The organism is Pseudoduganella sp. UC29_106 (genome assembly GCF_044055365.1).
Classification (GTDB): Bacteria; Pseudomonadota; Gammaproteobacteria; order Burkholderiales; family Burkholderiaceae_D; genus Rugamonas.
Genome location: NZ_CP171977.1, coordinates 5,244,610 through 5,262,632 on the forward strand (window position 1 = coordinate 5,244,610; position 18,023 = coordinate 5,262,632).

The following is an 18,023-nucleotide window of genomic DNA, read 5'->3' on the forward strand; positions in this document are numbered from 1 at the left end:
TCCGCCGTGCATGCACACCAGTGTATCAGGCCAGCACTTCGACAGCCTGATTCTGCAGCAAAGCCAGCAGGCGCGCGATTTCTTCGCGCATCTTGCGACGGTCAACGATCATGTCGACGGCGCCCTTCTGCACCAGGAACTCGGCGCGCTGGAAGCCTTCCGGCAGCTTCTCGCGCACGGTATTCTCGATCACGCGCGGGCCGGCAAAGCCGATCAGGGCTTTCGGCTCGGCCATCACCACGTCGCCCATGAAGGCGAACGATGCGGACACGCCGCCCATGGTCGGGTCGGTCAGTACGGAAATGAAGGGCAGCTTCTTCTCCGCCAGCTTGGTCAGCATCGCGGTGGTTTTCGCCATCTGCATCAGCGACAGCAGGCCTTCCTGCATGCGCGCACCGCCGGTGGCGGTAATGCAAATGAACGGCACTTTCTGTTCCAGCGCCACCTGGGCCGCGCGGGCGAAACGCTCGCCGACGACGGAACCCATGGAGCCGCCCATGAATTCGAATTCGAAGCAGGCCACGACAACCGGCAGGCTCATGATCGAGCCGCCCATGGCGATCAGCGCATCGGTTTCGCCGGTGGCTTCCATCGCCTGCTTCAGGCGATCGGGGTACTTCTTGCTGTCCTTGAACTTCAGGGTATCGACCGGCAGGGTGTCCTGGCCGATTTCATAACGGCCGCCGGCGTCCAGCAGTGCGTCCAGGCGCTCGCGGGCGCGGATACGCATATGGTGGTCGCACTTCGGGCAGACGTGGAGATTCGACTCCAGATCGGTACGGTACAGAACCGCCTCGCAGGATGGGCACTTGACCCACAGGCCTTCGGGCATGGTCTTGCGAGCGGCAGCGTCCGAGCGCTGGATGCGCGGGGGCAGCAATTTTTCCAACCAGCTCATAATTTCTCCTCATGCACTAACTCAGGCCGGCAGTGTAGCCGTTTCTGCCCGCCCTGTCGAACAAAACGGGCAGAATATTGCTTTAAAATCAAGCTTTTCCGTCAAGCGCCGCACGGATGCCCGAAACGAACGATCGTACGGCGTTTGACGCTTCCGCCGCGGCATTGGCCTCGATTTCCTGGATGATGCGGCTGCCGATCACCACCGCGTCCGCCACTTCGGCCACCGCCCTGGCGGTGGCGCCGTCGCGGATGCCGAAGCCGACGCCGATCGGCAACTGCACATGCTTGCGGATGGCGGCGATACGCTGGGCTACCTCGGCGGTATCGATATGGCCTGCGCCCGTTACGCCTTTCAGCGAGACATAGTAGCTGAAACCGCCGCCCACGCGCGCCACTTGCTGCACGCGCTGCTCGGTCGAGGTGGGCGCCAGCAGGAAGATCAGGTCCAGCCCGGCCGCGCGCATCTTGCCGGCGAACTCTTCGCACTCTTCCGGCGGATAGTCGACCACGATGGCGCCGTCCGCACCCGCGCTGCGGCTGGCGTCGATGAAGCCTTCCGCGCCGATGCGCTCGATCGGGTTGGCATAGCCCATCAGGACGACGGGCGTGTGGCTGTTGGTCTTGCGGAATTCGCGCACGAATTCGAAGCAGTCGCGGATGCCCACGCCCTTGGCCAACGCACGCTCACAAGCGCGCTGGATCACGGGGCCTTCGGCCATCGGGTCCGAGAAGGGCACGCCCAGTTCGATGATGTCGGCGCCGCCCTCGACCAGGGCGTGCATCAGGGGCACGGTCTGCTCGGGACCGGGGTCGCCGGCGGTGATGAAGGTGACGAGGGCTTTGCGGTTCTGTTCTTTCAGCTGGGCGAAAGTGGCTGGAATACGGGACATGTTCTCAGCCTCCCTTCAGAACTGCAGGCCGGCGCGCTGGGCGACGGTGTGCATATCCTTGTCGCCGCGACCCGACAGGTTGGCCAGGATGATCTTATCCTTGGGCAGGGTGGCCGCCAGCTTCACCGCATAAGCGATGGCGTGCGAGGATTCCAGCGCCGGAATGATGCCTTCGATATGGCAGCAGTCGTGGAAGGCCTGCAGCGCCTCCTCATCGGTGATGGACACATACTCGGCGCGGCCGGAATCCTTCAGGTAGGAGTGCTCGGGCCCTACGCCCGGATAATCCAGGCCCGCGGACACAGAGTGCGTTTCGATGATCTGGCCGTTATCGTCCTGCAGCAGGTAGGTGCGGTTGCCGTGCAGGACACCCGGATAGCCCTTGGTCAGCGAGGCGGCATGATGGCCGGTATCCAGCCCCTCCCCTGCTGCTTCCACGCCGATCAGGCGCGTATTGGCCTGGTCGATATAGGGATAGAAGATGCCCATGGCATTGGAGCCGCCGCCGATGCAGGCGACCACATAGTCCGGCTGGCGGCCGGTCATTTCCGGCATCTGCACCAGGCATTCCTCGCCGATCACGGACTGGAAATCGCGCACCAGCATCGGGTACGGGTGCGGCCCGGCCACGGTGCCGATGATGTAGAAAGTGTTTTCGATATTGGTGACCCAGTCGCGCATCGCTTCGTTCAGCGCGTCCTTCAGGGTCTTCGAACCGGATTCCACCGGCACCACGGTGGCGCCGAGCAGTTTCATGCGGTACACGTTCTGCGCCTGGCGCTTCACGTCTTCGCTGCCCATATACACCACGCATTCGAGACCGAAGCGCGCGCAGATGGTGGCGGTAGCCACGCCGTGCTGGCCCGCGCCCGTTTCAGCGATGATGCGCTTCTTGCCCATGCGCTTGGCCAGCAGGGCCTGGCCGATCACGTTATTGATCTTGTGCGCGCCCGTGTGGTTCAGGTCTTCGCGCTTCAGGAAAATCTGGGCGCCGCCCGCAATTTCGGACCAGCGCTTGGCGTGGTAGATCGGCGAGGGACGGCCGACGAAGTGTTTCAGCTCGTAGCGGAACTCTTCGAGGAAGATCTCGTCCTTGCTGTATTTGGCGTAGGCTTCGCGCAGCTCGGACAGCGCGTAGCTCAGGGTTTCGGCGACGAAGGAGCCGCCGTAGGGGCCGAAGTGGCCGGTGGCATCCGGCAGGTGATAGCTGGTGGCGTGGAACAGGTGCGCCGGTGGCGTGTCAACAGGGGTTTTCATTGTGCGATCTTTCAATAGTGGCATCGGCTGCCCGCACACCGCGGATGAAGTCCGCGATCAGGCGGGCGTCCTTGATGCCCTTGGCGCGCTCGACGCCACTACTGACGTCAACCGCGTAAGGGCGAACGCTGGCAACCGCGCCAGTCACGTTTGCAACGCTCAAGCCACCACTCAAAACGGCCCGATGCGCGAGATCTTTTGGAATGAGAGACCAATCGAATACCTTTCCTGCGCCGCCATAGGCATCCACATAAGTGTCGAGCAAGAGGCCCGAGAACAGCCTGCTGGATGCGCGGCATAATGCCTCGTATTCTAACAGCTCGGCTGGCGTGGTGTCCGGTTTCACGCGGAAGGCGCGCATGAAGGCGCGGTTGGCCGCTTGCGCCGCCTGCGCGCATTGTTCGGCCGTTTCGTCACCGTGGAATTGCAGGAGCGACACGGGCGCCACGGCCACCGTTGCGGCCACCTCCTCGGCGCTGGCGTTGACAAAGAGGCCAGTCGCGGTGACGAAGGGCGGCAGCAGCGCAATCAGCTCGGCGGCGCGCTGCGGGGTCACATAGCGCGGGCTCTTGGGGTAGAACACGAAGCCGACCGCGTCGGTGCCGGCGGCTACCGCCGCTTGAACGTCTTCTTCACGGGTCAGGCCGCAGATTTTGATGCGGGTGCGCATAGATTCCTCAGAAGGCAGGCAGGATGCGGGGCTCTTCGTACGGCAGGCCCCATTTGGGATCGTACTCGATCTTCGCCAGATACAGGCCATCCGGCATGAAGGTCGGCGCGGCAACGGTGCGATCGCGGCCTTCCAGCAGGCGGCCGAGCCAGTCCGTCTCCTCGCGGCCCTGGCCGACATAGATCAGCGAGCCGACCAGGTTGCGCACCATATGGTGCAGGAAGGCGTTGGCGCGCAAGGTGAACAGGATCATGTCGCCGTGACGCTCGATGTCGATCTCGTACATTTCCTTCACCGGCGTCTTCGCCTGGCACATGGAGGCGCGGAAGGCGGTGAAGTCGTGGGTGCCGATCAGCGGCTTGACCGCTTCGCGCATGCGCTCCACGTCCAGCGGACGGTGAGTGAAGCCGGCGCGGCCCGCCAGCAGGGGCGATCGCACCTGGTGATTGAACAGCAGGTAGTGGTAAGTGCGGGAACGGGCGCTGAAGCGGGCGTGGAATTCATCTTCCTGCGTCGGCGCGTCCGGCAGGTATTTCGCCCAGCGCACGCCGATGGAGTCCGGCAGGAAGGCGTTGATACCGCGCACCCAGGCATGCGGTTCGCGCGTCAGGTCCGTGTCGAAGTGGACCACCTGGCCCATGGCGTGCACGCCGGCGTCGGTGCGGCCGGCACAGATGGTGCCGACGCGGACGCAGGCGAACTTCTCGATGGCCTCTTCCAGCTTGTTCTGCACGGTCTGGCCGTGCGGCTGGATCTGGTAGCCGAGCCAGTCGGCTCCGTTGTACTGGACCCCTAATGCGATGCGTTTCAATTGATATCCCCGTTCTGCGAGCGGGGATTATAACGTTTAGCCCAGCTGGGCGCGCATCGTCGAGGCACGGGCGATCTGCTCGTCGCTGCCGCCGCGGATCACTTCATCCAGCAGTTCGCGGGCGCCTTCCTTGTCGCCGATCTCCTGGTAGGCGATGGCCAGGTCCAGCTTGGTGTCCATCTCCATGTGCAGGGCCGACATTTCCACCTCGGCTTGCGGCTTCACCAGTTCGGTGCCCAGGTCCAGGTCGATGCCGGACAGGTCGAATTCCGGAGCGGCTTCGGCAAGTGCCGGTGCGGCAGGGGCCAGCGCCGGTTCCGTGTCCGGCAGATCGAAATCGGCCGGTGCAAAGTCGGACGCGCTCAGCGGGGTTTCATCGGCCGGCACGGCAGGCGCCGGGCTGCCCGGCAGCGTGAAGTCCATCAGGTCCAGGCCGGCCAGCGGGTCGGCGTCAACCGCCTTGGCTTCGGCTTCGGCGGCGGGCTTCACTTCGCCCGGCAGGTCGAGGTTGAAGTCCATGCCCAGGTCGTCCGCCAGCGACGGTGCGGCGGCGGCAGCCACCGGCTCGGCCTCCGGCAGCGGCGCCAGTTCAGGCACGGCGGTCAGGTCGGTGTCGGCAGCAGCGGCCTTGGCCGGAGCGGCGTCGAAGTCCAGGTCGAAGGCCAGGTCAGGCACGTCGTTGGACGCCTGCACCGGTTCGGCGGCCGGTGCGGCTTCCGCGGCCGGGGTGCTCGGCTCGAAGCTCAGGCCGCCGAGGTCGAAGTCGAGGGTGTTGGTATCGGCCTTGGCGGCCTGCTTCGCTTCTTCCTCGCGGGCCATGTCGCCCAGGGACGGCAGCGCGGTGGCGTCGCGGTCCAGGTCGAAGTCCATCACATTGCTGTCGGCAGCCGCGGTCGGCGCCACGGCTTCCTGGCTCAGGTCCAGGTCCAGGCTCGGCTCTTCGGCGGTGGCCGGATTGCGCTGGGTGGCGTCGGCGAACAGCGAAGCGAAATCGTTCACGTCTTCGCTGGTTCCCGCTACCGCACCCGCGCCGACGGCAGCGCCGGCGGCGGCCATGCCGAAGCCGGAAGCGGCCGGCTGCGCAGCGCTTGCGTACAGCGGATTATCGGCATCGATGCTCTGGCCCAGCGCGGTGGCTTGCGCCCACTCGTCGCCCTGGCCCTTGGTCATCGCATACATTTCGCTGGCCTGGGTTTCGAAGGCGCGCGTGTCCTTGCGGCTGGCGTAGATTTCCATCAGCTTCAGGCGCACTACGTGGCGTTCCGGATTGTTGCGCAGGGCTTCCTTCAGGATCTCTTCCGCCTGGGCGTCGCGGCCATAGGCGATGTAGACATCCGCTTCAGCGACCGGGTCGACTTCGTTCGTGTCGAGCTGGCTGGCCGACGGGGCGAAGTTGGAATTGAACACACTGTTGCTGGTATCGACGCTCTGGCCGCCGGTTTCGGCGAACATCGGCGCAGCGGTGGTGCCAGGGTCGCCCAGCAGGCTGCTTTCGGTCTTCGGTATCGCCAGTTCCTGCTGCTTGCGGCGGCGCGCCAGCACCAGGGCGGCGCCGCCCAGCAGCGCGGCCACGGCCACGCCGACGATCTGCAGGTTGTCCATGATGAAGTCGACGATGCCCGGCTCCTGCACCGGCGCCGGCGGCGGGGTGACGACCGGCTTCTTCGGCTTGGCCGGCGCCGGGGTCTCCGGCTTGGCGACGGCCGGCGCGTTGGCGGCCGTCGCACCGGCCGGCGGCGTCACCGTCTTGCCGGTTACATCCAGCTCGGGCACGGAGGCCTTGTTCTGGGCTTCAGCGGCGGCCTTGTTCTTCACGGCCATCAGCTTTTCCAGGTCGCCGACGTTCTTTTCCAGTTCCTTCACGCGGGCGGCGGCATCGTCGGCCGCGCGCTGCTTGGCGATCTTGTCTTCCACGGCGGCCGTCTGGCCGGCCTTGCCCGCAGCTTCGCCCGCCTTGGACAGTTTCAGCTGGTCCTTCGATTCGGTGACGGCGGTCGGGTGCTCTTCCACGCGGGCCGTGATCTTGCCCGCAGCGCTCTGCTGCTGTTCCGGCGCCTTGGCGGCCGTGCTGGACGCCACCTGGCCGGCCAGCTTGGCGCGGTAGGCGTTGAAGTCGGCCGCATGGGCCACCACCACGCCGTGGGCGTCGCCCTGCGAGCCGGCGGAGGAACGCACCGCGTCCGCATCCGGCACGGAGAGGATGGTGCCCGACTTCAGGCGGTTCATATTGTTGCCGCTGAAAGCTTCCGGATTGGCGCGGTACAGCGCGACCAGCATCATGTCCAGCGAGATATCGCCCGGCTTCATGCGGCCGGCGATCTTGCCCAGCGTGTCGCCGCGCTTCACTTCGTATTCGGTCGTCGTGCCTGCATTGCCCGAAGGGCTGGCCGGACGTGACGGGCGTGCGGCGGATTCGACCGGCGCAGCGGCGGCGCGCGCTGCGGGCGCAGGCGCTGCCGGCGCAGGCGCAGCGGCGCGCGGCGCGGCGCCCTGGGCGGCGCGGTTCTCGACCGGCGCCGCCACTTGCGGCGCATTGGCCGAGCGCATATCGGCCGGGTCGAGCAGGAAGGTGTATTCGCGCACCAGGCGGCCGTTGGTCCAGGTCAGCTCCAGCAGCATGTCCACGAAGGGCTCGTTGATCGGCTGCGACGAGGAGACGCGGATGAACTGGCGGGCGCCGCGCGCTTCCACTTCGAAGCGCAGGCCCATCAGGGGTGGGATTGAAATCGATATTGGCGGCGCGGAAGGCGTCCGGCGAGGCCAGCTTGGCCACCAGCTCCGACGCCTCTTCCGCCGTGACGGAGGTCAGTTCAATTTCCGCCCGCAGCGGCTGGCCCAGTGAGGACAGCACAGTAAGCTTGCCAAGTCCGGCAGCATATGCCGTGGGTGTCATTAGAACCACGCTGCTGAGAACAGCGCTGGTCAGGGTTTTCAACGCGAATGAAGCGACCTTGGAAGTCTTTTGAACTGGCATAGTTGGGCGACGAAAATGGTTAACAGTGGAAAATAGTCACTTTCCCAGAGGTGCCCAACATAACATCATGCCTCGGGGCATGCAAGCGTTCTCCCTCTATGAAAGCTTATTCTGTTTCCTCTATGCCGAAAATAATCTTTGATTCAAAGAAAAAGGCCAGATTTCCCTTTGAAATCCGGCCTTTAGAAAATATTACTTATCTTATTTATTAATCACCAGCTGTTATCGCCTTATTATTTATCGAGGACGATACGCAGCATGCGGCGCAGTGGTTCCGCAGCGCCCCACAGCAGTTGGTCGCCGACGGTAAATGCCGACAGATATTCGCCGCCCATCGACATTTTGCGCACGCGGCCGACCGGAATGGTCAGGCTGCCGGTAACGGCGGCCGGGGTCAGGTCCTTCATCGACGCTTCGCGCGTATTCGGCACGAACTTCACCCACTGGTTGTCCTTGGCGATGATGTCGTTGATCTCGTCCAGCGGCACGTCTTTCTTCAGCTTGATGGTCAGCGCCTGGCTGTGGCAGCGCATCGCACCGATACGCACGCACAGGCCGTCGACCGGGATCGCGGCCGAACCGAAACCTTCGCCGCGGCCCAGGATCTTGTTGGTCTCGGCGCCGCCCTTCCACTCTTCCTTCGACTGGCCGTTGCCCAGGTCCTTGTCGATCCACGGGATCAGGTTGCCGGCCAGCGGCACGCCGAACTGCTTGGTTTCTTCGGCGGACAGGCCGTGCTGGGTTGCCAGCACCTGGCGGTCGATTTCCAGGATGGCGGAGGCCGGGTTGTCCAGCAGCGCCTTGACGGAGCTGTTGATGGTGCCGAACTGGGTCAGCAGCTCGCGCATGTGCTGCGCGCCGCCGCCCGATGCCGCCTGGTAAGTCATGGACGTCATCCACTCCACCAGATCCTGCTTGAACAGGCCGCCCAGGCCCATCAGCATGCAGGACACGGTGCAGTTACCGCCGACGAAGTTCTTCACGCCCTTGGTCATCGCATCCTTGATCACGTTCAGGTTGATCGGATCGAGCACGATCACGGCATCCTTTTCCATGCGCAGGGTCGATGCGGCATCGATCCAGTAGCCGTTCCAGCCCGCTGCGCGCAGCTTCGGGAACACGGCCGAGGTGTAGTCGCCGCCCTGGCAGGAGATGATGATCTCGCAGCGTTTCAGTTCGTCGATGTTGGTGGCGTCCTTCAGCGTGGTTTCATTCTTCGCCATCGCCGGAGCGGCGCCGCCGGTGTTCGAAGTGGTGAAGAAAACCGGCTCGATATGGGCGAAATCGCCCTCTTCCTGCATGCGCTGCATCAGGACCGAACCGACCATGCCGCGCCAACCAACCAGACCTACGAGTTTCATTTTGCTTTCCTTAGGATGTGAATTCATTTAAAACCCAGGCAGACCCTGGTGGCGGCCACGCTGTGGCAGCCACCTGTTCCGGGCCGCGTGCCGGGTGGCTGCCACGCCGTGGCTGCCACCAGCTTCTGCCCCGGGTTTTCTCGAGAGCGCCGCCACGACGGCGTCGCCCATCTGCTCCGTACCGACCTTGGTCGTGCCGTCCTCATAAATATCCGGCGTGCGCAGGCCCTGCGCCAGCACCTTCTTGACGGCGTTCTCGATGCGGTCGGCCTGTTGCGCGCGGTCCAGCGAATAGCGCAGCATCATGGCGGCCGACAGGATCGTGGCCAGCGGGTTGGCAACGCCTTTGCCCGCGATATCGGGAGCCGAGCCGTGCGAAGGTTCGTACAGGCCCTTGTTGTTCGCGTCCAGCGAGGCCGATGGCAGCATGCCGATCGAGCCGGTCAGCATCGCCGCCGCGTCGGACAGGATGTCGCCGAACATATTGCCGGTCACGATCACGTCGAATTTCTTCGGCGCGCGCACCAGCTGCATGGCGGCGTTGTCCACGTACATATGGTCCAGCGCCACATCGGGATATTCCTTGTGCACATCGGTCACGATGTCCTTCCAGAACTGGAAGGTTTCCAGCACATTGGCCTTGTCCACCGAAGTCAGGCGCTTGCCGCGCTTTTGCGCCGCCTGGAAAGCCACGTGGGCGATGCGGCGGATTTCGCCTTCCGCATAGCGCATGGTGTCGAAGCCTTCGCGCTGGCCCTTGAAGGGACCGTCCGGGCATTCGCGCACGCCGCGCGGCTGGCCGAAGTAGATGTCGCCGGTCAGTTCGCGCACGATCAGGATGTCCAGGCCCGATACCACTTCCGGCTTCAGCGTCGAGGCGCCCGCCAGTTCCGGGGTACAGGATGGCCGGGCGCAGGTTGCCGAACAGGCCCAGGTTCTTGCGCAGGCCGAGAATGGCCTGCTCAGGGCGCAGCGGACGGTCCAGCGAGTCGTACTTCCAGTCGCCAACCGCGCCGAACAGCACGGCGTCGGCTTCCTTGGCCAGCTTCAGCGTGGCTTCCGGCAGCGGGTGGCCGCTGGCTTCATAGCCGGCGCCGCCCACCGGGGCGGTTTCCATTTCAAATTTCTCGTCCAGCGCATTCAGGACCTTGACGGCCTGGCTGACGATTTCCGGGCCGATGCCATCGCCCGGCAGGATTGCGATTTTCATGTTCTTCTATCGAGGTTAAATGACGTTTGCCAGCCAGGGCTGGGTTGCCAGATGACGCTCTTCGTAGGCGCGGATAGCGTCGGCGTGACGCAGGGTCAGGCCGATATCGTCGAGTCCATTCATCAGGCAATACTTGCGGAAGGCATCGACCTCGAAGGGGTAGGAGACGCTGCCGTTGCTGGTGGTAACCCGCTGGTTCTCAAGGTCGACCACCAGGCGGTAACCGGGGAAAGCCTTGACTTCATTGAACAGATGATCGATCTGTGCTTCGGTCAGCACGACAGGGAGAATGCCGTTCTTGAAGCAGTTATTGTAAAAGATATCAGCAAAGCTGGGGGCCAGGATGGCGCGGAAGCCGTACTGGTCGAGCGCCCACGGCGCATGTTCGCGCGAGGAGCCGCAGCCGAAATTCTTGCGGGTCAGGAGAATCGAGGCGCCCTGGTAGCGCGGCTGGTTCAGCACGAAGTCCGGATTCAGGGGACGCTTGCTGTTGTCCTTGCCCGGCTCGCCGTGGTCCAGGTAGCGCCACTCGTCGAACAGATTGGGGCCGAAGCCGGTGCGGTGGATGGACTTCAGGAACTGCTTCGGAATGATGGCGTCGGTATCGACGTTGGCACGATCCAGCGGTGCTACCAAACCTTCATAGACGGTAAATTTTTCCATGATCTTTTCTCAGTGCCCGGTGCGCGCCGCGGAGCGCGCAGACCGGGCGTTCTTAATGCCCACCCGCGCTCGTGACAACTTGCCCGGCCTTCTGGACGTCGCGTCCGATGCCGGAAATGGTGTTGCAGCCAGTCAGGGCCAGGGTGACAAGGATCAGAGCGGTGATGGTTTTCATTTTGGACATTCCCTATTTTTTTATTAGCGCATGGAGCGCACATCGACGAAATGGCCGGCGATACCGGCTGCCGCTGCCATGGCGGGGACACCAGATGGGTGCGGCCGCCCTGGCCCTGACGGCCTTCGAAGTTACGGTTGGAGGTGGAGGCGCAGCGCTCGCCAGGGTCCAGGCGGTCGGCATTCATGGCCAGGCACATGGAGCAGCCAGGCTCGCGCCATTCAAAGCCGGCGGCCTTGAAGACCGCGTCCAGCCCTTCGCGCTCGGCCTGCTCTTTCACCAGGCCGGAGCCCGGCACCACCAGCGCCAGCTTCACGTTCGAGGCGCGCTGCTTGCCGCGTACCACGGCGGCCGCTGCGCGCAGGTCTTCGATGCGCGAGTTGGTGCAGGAACCGATGAAGACCTTGTCGATGCGGATGTCTTCCATTGGCGTGTTAGGGTTCAGGCCCATGTAGACCAGCGCTTTCTCCATCGCGTCACGCTTGACCGGGTCCTTTTCGTTTTCCGGATCGGGCACGCGGCCGTCGATCGAAGTCACCTGCTCGGGCGAAGTGCCCCAGGTCACTTGCGGACGGATGTCGGCGGCATTCAGCGTCACCACCAGGTCGAACCGGGCGCCCGGATCGGAATGCAGGGTGCGCCAGTAGCCCACGGCCTGCTCCCATTGCGGTCCAACGGGCGAGAACGGACGGCCCTTGACGTAGTTGATGGTCGTATCGTCCACCGCCACCATGCCGGCGCGCGCGCCCGCTTCGATGGCCATATTACAGACGGTCATGCGGCCTTCCATCGACAGCGAGCGGATGGTGGAGCCGCCGAATTCGATGGCGTAGCCGGTGCCGCCGGCGGTGCCGATCTTGCCGATCACGGCCAGCACGATGTCCTTGGCGGTCACGCCGGCCGGCAGGGCGCCGTCCACCTGCACCAGCATGGACTTGGACTTCTTGGCCAGCAGGGTTTGCGTGGCCAGCACGTGCTCCACTTCGGAGGTGCCGATGCCGTGCGCCAGCGCGCCGAAGGCGCCGTGGGTCGAGGTGTGCGAGTCGCCGCAGACGACGGTCATGCCCGGCAGGGTGGCGCCCTGCTCCGGGCCGATCACGTGCACGATGCCCTGGCGCTTGTCGTTCATGCTGAAGTAGGTCAGACCGTAGGACTTGGTGTTCTTGTCCAGGGTCTCGACCTGCAGGCGCGAGACCGGGTCTTCGATGCCGTGCGAGCGGTCGGTGGTCGGCACATTGTGGTCGGCCACGGCCAGGTTGGCGGAAATGCGCCATGGCTGGCGGCCGGCGTCGCGCAGGCCGTCGAAGGCTTGCGGGCTGGTTACTTCGTGCACCAGGTGGCGGTCAATATAGAGAAGCGCGGTGCCGTCTTCCTCGGTCCGCACGACGTGGGATTCCCAGAGTTTGTCGTAAAGCGTTTTCATGCTGCTGCCTGATTAGGTGATCCTATTTGATTATGCCATATTTTGTGCATTGCAAAACCAAGCCCGGTTTCCGCCTTGTGGGCGCGTGCCTGAACGGCTAAAAATGTAAAAAGCCTGCGACCCTTTTTGTGAGGGCTGCAGGCTTCGATGTGTTCCTTGCGCGGTGTTTTATGCCGCCATGCGTACACTGCTCCTGCAACCATCCATCAGGAAGGATAGGCCGATCACTAGCACTAGTTCGCCTTCGGCCGAACGTGCGGTACCGGTAATGCCCTCCACGGACAGTGCGGTCATCGGTTTGATGACCAGGTCGGCGGTGCCGTCAACGGCTTCCACCGACAGAATATAAGGCTGCGGCGCATTGATGACGATGCCCACGCGCTCCGAGCACAGCTCGTAGCCCAGCGCACCAGCCAGCGAACGCACCGGCAGCGGACGGCCCTGGTCTTTCAGCACCGGCGCGCCGCCCACTTCCATGAAGGTTTCCGGCAGTTCCACCACGCGCTGTACCACGGCCATTGGCAGCGCCAGCAGCGCGCCAGAGGTAGATACTAGCATGGTCGGGACGATGGACAGCTCGATCGGGAGGCGAATGGCAAATTTGGTGCCCTTGCCCAGCGCCGATTCGATATGGATCGCGCCGCGGTTTTTCTCCACGGCGGTCTTCACCACGTCCATGCCGACGCCGCGGCCGGACACGGAGGAAGCCACTTCCTTGGTCGAGAAGCCGGGCAGGAATACCAGCTGGTAGGACTCGTCGTCGGTCAGGCTGGCGCTCGGCGAAATCAGGCCCTTCTCCGCCGCCTTCTTGCGCAGCGCGACCGGGTCCATGCCCTTGCCGTCGTCCTGCAGCACGATCATGACGGAGTTCGCTTCCTGCCAGGCCTTCAGCGAAATATAGGCTTTCGCCGGCTTGCCCACAGCCTGGCGCGCATCGGGCGCTTCCACGCCATGGTCCAGCGCGTTGCGCAGCATGTGCACCAGCGGGTCGTACAGGCTGTCCACCACCACGCGGTCCACTTCCGTTTCCGCGCCCTCGATGGTCAGCTCGACTTCCTTGCCGAGGTCTTTCGCCAGCTCGCGCACCAGGCGCGGGAATTTCTGGAACAGGCGTCCCACCGGCTGCATGCGGGTCGCCAGCGTGGCGCGCTGCAGTTCGGTGGAGTAGCGCGAGGCGCGTTCCAGCGTTTCGGTCAGGGCCGACATCAGCGTGGCGGCCTGGCCTTCGAACTTGAACTGTTGCAGGCGCTCCAGCAGCACGGCAGCCTGGTTGGCGGCCTGCACGGATTCGCCGGCCACTTCCAGCAGCGCGTCCAGCTTGACGGCGTCGATACGGATGGATTCTTCCTTGGCCGGGGCGCTGGTCGGGCGCTCGGCGCTCGGCGCAGGGGTGCGCACTTCAGCGGCGGCGGCCGGGACTGCGGCAGGCGCTGCGGACTCGCCGGCGGCCGGACGCTGATAGGAACCAGGCGGCATCACGGCTTCGTACATGCCTTCCCAGTCCAGGCCATCGGCGGACGACGCGGCGGATGCTGCGGCAGGGGCGGACGAAGCGGCGGCGGGTGTTGCAACGGCGGGAGCCGGAGCGGCGGCGGGAGCAGCAGCCTTGGCGGCCGGCTTGGCGGACGTTGCCTTGCCCTCGATCGCATCCTTCAGGATCGCTTCCAGGTCGCCCGGCATGTCGGGCAGGCTGTCGGGAGCGGCGCCGTTATTCAGTTCGGCCAGCTGGTCGGCCACGAAGCCGGACGCCTGCAGCGCCGCTTCGATCGACAGCGGGGTCACGGGTGCGGCGCCGGTGCGCAGCGCGTCGAACAGGTTTTCGGTCAGGTGGCAGGCGGAAACCAGCGCGCCCAGGTTCATGAAGCCCGCACCACCCTTGATGGTATGGAAGGAGCGGAAAACGGCGTTCAGCGTTTCTTTGTTGTCGGGGTCACGTTCGAGGCGCAGCAGGTGCTCTTCCACGTTTAACGGCCAAGTCCATCGCCTCGACAACGAACTCCTTGAGCATATCGTCCATTAGAATCCCAGATCGGCAAGCAGGTCGTCCACACTGTCCTGACTCAGGGCCACCGACGGAGCGGATGGACCGGACATCAGCGACACCTCTTTCTGCGCAATCTTCTCGCGCACTTCGGCCGGGGCGTTATCCTTCAGCAGCTGGGCCAGTTCGTTTTCGACCGTCTTGGTGATGTTGACCACTTTCTTGATCAGCTGGCCAGTGATGTCCTGGAAGTCCTGGGCCATCATGATTTCCAGCAGGCGCGCCTTCTCCGCTTCGGTGGCTTCGGAGACGGCCTGGGCAAAGGCGCGCGAATCGCCGGCCAGGGTCTTGAATTCATCGATGCTGAGCTTGCCGGCGAACAGGTCGGCCCAGCGGTCTTCCATTTCCTTGGATTTCTTCGACAGCACATCCTGGGCCGGCATGCCATCGTCCAGGGTATTCAGCACCTTGTTGGCGGCCTGCTCGGTCAGCGAAGCGACATATTCCAGGCGGTCCTGCGCGTCCATGATCTGGGTCGAGGCTTCCGTCAGCGCCTTGTCGTAGCCCAGTTCGCGCAGCGAATCGTGCAGCAGGCGCACGATGCCGCCCAGGCGCTCGAACATCGAGCCATCATGCGCGTCGCCTTCGGCGCCCTGGACATCGTTGGATGCGGCTACAGCGGGCGCGGCGGCGGGGGCCGGCGCATCGGCGCTGCGGGCAGAGGCGATTTCGTCGAACAGATTCTCCAGCTCATCTTCCGCGGAAGCGGCTGGGGCCGGAGCCAGGGCTGGCGCCGGGGTAGGCAGCCGCAGCGTTCCGCTGAGCGGACACTTCCTCGAATAATGCGTCGAAATCATCAGCGGCGTCAGTCATAATCCCTGCTTCTCCATGTCTAAAAAATTGCTGCCGTTGATCCTCGGCAATATCAGCACTTACGCGAGTGTATCAGGGGCGCGCCCCTTAGTTCAATCTCTCCCTTTGCATTCCCATTCACTGCGCGCCGACTGTTGTATTTGGGAATGCCCGAAAAATGCACTATTTACATCTCTTTTGCGGCAGAGCGCAGCATTTATTGACAAATATCAAGTCTTTACAACAGAACAATAGGTGAAAACGGGGCTACAATGAGGGATAGGACCCCCATAAGAGGAGGCTGTATGTACCGGAAAATCCTGATCACCACCGACGGTTCGGCTATCTCCAGCAAGACCGCCTGTGCGGGAACCAATTTCGCACAGCAGATGGGCGCCGAAGTGCTGGCTCTGTTTGTGGCCCCGGAATACCAGTATCCGATCTATGTGGAAATCATCCCGCCCAGCTATCCCAGCGAGGAAGAGTACCGGGCGGCGATGCAGCGGGCAGGGAACGAGCACGTCCAGCCCATCCTGGAATCCTGCGCCAGGAAAGGGGTGCGGGCGGAAGGGATGACGGCGTTCGCGGAAAGCGCGGCGCTGAAGATCGTCGACGTGGCTGAGAAGAATGGCTGCGACCTCATTTTCATGGGTTCGCACGGCCGCAGCGGCTGGGGCCAGTTGCTTCTTGGGAGCGTAACGAATAAAGTGCTGTCCCACTCGAAGATCCCGGTGCTGGTGCACCGCTTGATCAAGGACCCGACGCCCGTCGAATAAAGCGTCCGGCCGGCCTGGCGCCGGAACGGCGCGCCCCAATTGTTAATTATTTCACAAAGTTATCAAAAATCCCATGATTCGAATTGTCATCGCCGACGACCACACCATCATGCGCGAGGGCCTGAAGCGCATTCTCGACGGGGCGCCGGATATCGACATAGTTGGGGAAGCCGTCGACGGCTTCGAAGTGCTGGGCCATGTGCGCCAGGGCGGCTTCGACCTGCTGCTGCTGGACCTCTCCATGCCCGGCCGCAGCGGCGTGGACCTGATCCGCCAGATCAAGAGCGAGGCGCCCAAGCTGGCCATTCTCATCCTCACCATGCATGAAGAGGAACAGTATGCGGTGCGCGCCATCCGTGCCGGCGCCCAGGGCTATCTGACCAAGGAAAGCGCGGGCACCCAGCTGGTGGGGGCGATCCGCAAGGTGGCCTCCGGCCGTCCTTATATCAGTACCGAGGTGGCCGAGCAGCTGGCCCTGAATATCATGCAGCCGAACGAGACGCTGCTGCACAAGCAGCTGTCCGACCGCGAGTTCGAAGTTTTTTCCTTGCTGGTGGGCGGCAAGTCCATCACCGAGATTGCCAACGGCCTGCACCTGAGCGTAAAGACCGTCAGCACGCACAAGACGCGCATCATGCAGAAGATGGGCATGGCTTCCTTGTCGGAACTGGTTCAGTACGCTGTCGCGCACAAGCTGCTCTCCCCTTTCAAGACCTGACCTTCGCTGATTAGGAAAATTCCTACATCAGCGCGCCGGCTCCTACGCCCATATTCAGCGCTTTGCTGATATGAAGACAACACCTGTGTTGGCATACTGAAACCATCACGCTTGAGTTGCCGGAAATATATGAGCTTTCTGGCAATATAATAAAACACGCAAGCGACGTCCTGACCAGGAGATGAGTATGCTTTCGACGCAATCGTCTGACATTCGTGCCAGCGCGGCCCCCACTTCAACGGAGGCGGGTCGCCAGCGCCAGGGCCGGCTGTGGTCCAATTTGAAAGAGGTCTGCGAACTGCTCCACATCCCGGTCTGCTCCATCAATGTCGACGAACTGCTGTTCCAGCATGTCCAGTTCAAGACGGGCCAGCGCATCCACACCATCGGCCAGCCCTTCGACATGCTGTATGTCGTGAATTCCGGATTCCTGAAAACCGTGCTGATCGATGAATTCGGCAATGAGCAGGTATTGGCCTTCCCGATGAAGGGCGACCTGCTGGGCGTGGATGGCATCCACACCCGCCACTATTCATCGGAAGCCGTCGCGCTGTCGGACTGCGACCTCATCCTGCTCCCCTTCAAGAAACTGACCGCCCTGGGCCGCATCCACCTGGAGCTGGAAAACATGCTGTATGGCGTGATGAGCCGCGAGCTGGTGCGCGAGCAAGCCATGATCGGCATGCTGGGCGCACTGAGCGCCGAAGCCCGCGTGGCGCGCTTCCTCGTGTCGCTGTCCGAACGCTTTGCCCAGATGGGCTATTCCAGCAAGCTGTTCAACCTGCGCATGACGCGCCACGAAATCGGCTCCTACCTTGGCCTGACCCTGGAGACGGTCAGCCGCACGCTGTCGGCCTTCAATGAAATCGGCCTGATCAGCGTGGACCAGCGCACCATCGGCATCAAGGACCCGGAAGCGCTGAAATGCCTGCGCCGCCTGCCGCCCTCGCGCGCCCGCGGCAAAGTGCCTGGCCGTGGCAAGGCCGCTGCCGTGGCGGCCGAAGCGCCCGCCCCGCTGCTCGCCGCCCTCTGAATATCCGAACCCAGCTTGGGCCCGCTTCGGCGGGTCTTTTTTTATTGACAATCGGTTTTGTGCTGCGCATAATGCAAATGCGAATGATTCTTATTTAAGGATAACAACAATGCACAGCACCGACTCTTCCGCCCTGCCCCTCCTGAAACCCGCCGCCACGCCCCGCGCCACTGTCACGCCGGCCGTGCCGCGCTATACGACTGCCGGCCTGATGCAGGACCAGCGAGAAATCGAAATCGAACATGCGGGCCGCATTTACCGCCTGCGCATCACCCAGCTGAACAAGCTGATCCTGACCGCCTGATTTCCCCCGCCAGCCAGCCGCCCCC

Annotated in this window: 14 protein-coding genes and 3 pseudogenes; 4 read left to right on the forward strand and 13 right to left on the reverse strand. The window is 63.5% G+C overall.

What is annotated here, in order from left to right:
• Positions 1-25 precede the first annotated feature (25 nt).
• The 13 genes and pseudogenes from accD to ACHMW6_RS26385 form a co-directional block, all read right to left on the reverse strand.
• Complete coding sequence (gene accD / locus ACHMW6_RS26325; protein ID WP_395401288.1) at positions 26-898, reverse strand: acetyl-CoA carboxylase, carboxyltransferase subunit beta; 873 nt, start codon at positions 896-898, stop codon at positions 26-28.
• A gap of 88 nt (positions 899-986) precedes the next feature.
• Positions 987-1,790, reverse strand: coding sequence for a tryptophan synthase subunit alpha (gene trpA / locus ACHMW6_RS26330; RefSeq protein ID WP_395401290.1), 804 nt, complete (start codon positions 1,788-1,790; stop codon positions 987-989).
• A 15-nt stretch (positions 1,791-1,805) separates the two neighbouring features.
• Positions 1,806-3,047, reverse strand: a complete 1,242-nt coding sequence (gene trpB / locus ACHMW6_RS26335) for a tryptophan synthase subunit beta (protein WP_395401292.1) — start codon at positions 3,045-3,047, stop codon at positions 1,806-1,808.
• On the reverse strand, positions 3,031-3,717 hold the full coding sequence (locus ACHMW6_RS26340; RefSeq protein WP_395401294.1) for a phosphoribosylanthranilate isomerase: 687 nt from the start codon (positions 3,715-3,717) through the stop codon (positions 3,031-3,033). Before ACHMW6_RS26340 ends, trpB begins: the two co-directional genes overlap by 17 nt.
• Positions 3,718-3,724: 7 nt before the next feature.
• Positions 3,725-4,528, reverse strand: a complete 804-nt coding sequence (gene truA, locus ACHMW6_RS26345) for a tRNA pseudouridine(38-40) synthase TruA (protein ID WP_395401296.1) — start codon at positions 4,526-4,528, stop codon at positions 3,725-3,727.
• A 36-nt stretch (positions 4,529-4,564) separates the two neighbouring features.
• Positions 4,565-7,237, reverse strand: a complete 2,673-nt coding sequence (locus ACHMW6_RS26350) for a FimV/HubP family polar landmark protein (protein WP_395401298.1) — start codon at positions 7,235-7,237, stop codon at positions 4,565-4,567.
• 498 nt (positions 7,238-7,735) lie between these two features.
• Positions 7,736-8,863: an aspartate-semialdehyde dehydrogenase gene (gene asd, locus ACHMW6_RS26355; RefSeq protein ID WP_395401300.1), complete on the reverse strand. Its 1,128-nt coding sequence runs from the start codon at positions 8,861-8,863 to the stop codon at positions 7,736-7,738.
• 144 nt (positions 8,864-9,007) lie between these two features.
• Positions 9,008-10,073: pseudogene (gene leuB, locus ACHMW6_RS26360) on the reverse strand (3-isopropylmalate dehydrogenase); the annotation flags it as partial.
• 15 nt (positions 10,074-10,088) lie between these two features.
• Entirely contained in the window at positions 10,089-10,736 is a 648-nt protein-coding gene (gene leuD / locus ACHMW6_RS26365; protein WP_395401302.1) for a 3-isopropylmalate dehydratase small subunit, read from the reverse strand.
• A gap of 52 nt (positions 10,737-10,788) precedes the next feature.
• Positions 10,789-10,920, reverse strand: a complete 132-nt coding sequence (locus ACHMW6_RS26370; RefSeq protein ID WP_395401304.1) for an entericidin A/B family lipoprotein — start codon at positions 10,918-10,920, stop codon at positions 10,789-10,791.
• Between the two features lie 14 nt (positions 10,921-10,934).
• Positions 10,935-12,334, reverse strand: a pseudogene (gene leuC, locus ACHMW6_RS26375) (3-isopropylmalate dehydratase large subunit).
• A 168-nt stretch (positions 12,335-12,502) separates the two neighbouring features.
• Positions 12,503-14,351, reverse strand: a pseudogene (locus tag ACHMW6_RS26380) (chemotaxis protein CheA).
• Complete coding sequence (locus ACHMW6_RS26385) at positions 14,351-15,172, reverse strand: protein phosphatase CheZ (RefSeq protein WP_395401306.1); 822 nt, start codon at positions 15,170-15,172, stop codon at positions 14,351-14,353. Before ACHMW6_RS26385 ends, ACHMW6_RS26380 begins: the two are co-directional and overlap by 1 nt.
• A gap of 300 nt (positions 15,173-15,472) precedes the next feature.
• Here ACHMW6_RS26385 and ACHMW6_RS26390 point away from each other — a divergent pair, with 300 nt between their 5' ends.
• From ACHMW6_RS26390 to hemP, 4 genes are all read left to right on the forward strand, one after another.
• Positions 15,473-15,943, forward strand: coding sequence for a universal stress protein (locus tag ACHMW6_RS26390; protein ID WP_395401307.1), 471 nt, complete (start codon positions 15,473-15,475; stop codon positions 15,941-15,943).
• Between the two features lie 73 nt (positions 15,944-16,016).
• Entirely contained in the window at positions 16,017-16,661 is a 645-nt protein-coding gene (locus ACHMW6_RS26395; RefSeq protein ID WP_395401309.1) for a response regulator, read from the forward strand.
• Between the two features lie 187 nt (positions 16,662-16,848).
• Complete coding sequence (locus ACHMW6_RS26400; protein WP_395401311.1) at positions 16,849-17,694, forward strand: Crp/Fnr family transcriptional regulator; 846 nt, start codon at positions 16,849-16,851, stop codon at positions 17,692-17,694.
• 109 nt (positions 17,695-17,803) lie between these two features.
• Positions 17,804-17,998, forward strand: coding sequence for a hemin uptake protein HemP (hemP, locus tag ACHMW6_RS26405; RefSeq protein ID WP_395401313.1), 195 nt, complete (start codon positions 17,804-17,806; stop codon positions 17,996-17,998).
• Positions 17,999-18,023: the final 25 nt, after the last annotated feature.

Excerpts from the sequence above, each read along its gene's own strand:
- accD (WP_395401288.1), bottom strand. The coding sequence starts at position 898 with ATGAGCTGGTTGGAAAAATTGCTGCCCCCGCGCATCCAGCGCTCGGAC.
- trpA (WP_395401290.1), bottom strand. The coding sequence starts at position 1,790 with ATGTCCCGTATTCCAGCCACTTTCGCCCAGCTGAAAGAACAGAACCGC.
- trpB (WP_395401292.1), bottom strand. The coding sequence starts at position 3,047 with ATGAAAACCCCTGTTGACACGCCACCGGCGCACCTGTTCCACGCCACC.
- ACHMW6_RS26340 (WP_395401294.1), bottom strand. The coding sequence starts at position 3,717 with ATGCGCACCCGCATCAAAATCTGCGGCCTGACCCGTGAAGAAGACGTT.
- ACHMW6_RS26350 (WP_395401298.1), bottom strand. The coding sequence starts at position 7,237 with ATGGGCCTGCGCTTCGAAGTGGAAGCGCGCGGCGCCCGCCAGTTCATC.
- asd (WP_395401300.1), bottom strand. The coding sequence starts at position 8,863 with ATGAAACTCGTAGGTCTGGTTGGTTGGCGCGGCATGGTCGGTTCGGTC.
- leuD (WP_395401302.1), bottom strand. The coding sequence starts at position 10,736 with ATGGAAAAATTTACCGTCTATGAAGGTTTGGTAGCACCGCTGGATCGT.
- ACHMW6_RS26370 (WP_395401304.1), bottom strand. The coding sequence starts at position 10,920 with ATGTCCAAAATGAAAACCATCACCGCTCTGATCCTTGTCACCCTGGCC.
- ACHMW6_RS26385 (WP_395401306.1), bottom strand. The coding sequence starts at position 15,172 with ATGATTTCGACGCATTATTCGAGGAAGTGTCCGCTCAGCGGAACGCTG.
- ACHMW6_RS26390 (WP_395401307.1), top strand. The coding sequence starts at position 15,473 with ATGTACCGGAAAATCCTGATCACCACCGACGGTTCGGCTATCTCCAGC.
- ACHMW6_RS26395 (WP_395401309.1), top strand. The coding sequence starts at position 16,017 with ATGATTCGAATTGTCATCGCCGACGACCACACCATCATGCGCGAGGGC.
- ACHMW6_RS26400 (WP_395401311.1), top strand. The coding sequence starts at position 16,849 with ATGCTTTCGACGCAATCGTCTGACATTCGTGCCAGCGCGGCCCCCACT.
- hemP (WP_395401313.1), top strand. The coding sequence starts at position 17,804 with ATGCACAGCACCGACTCTTCCGCCCTGCCCCTCCTGAAACCCGCCGCC.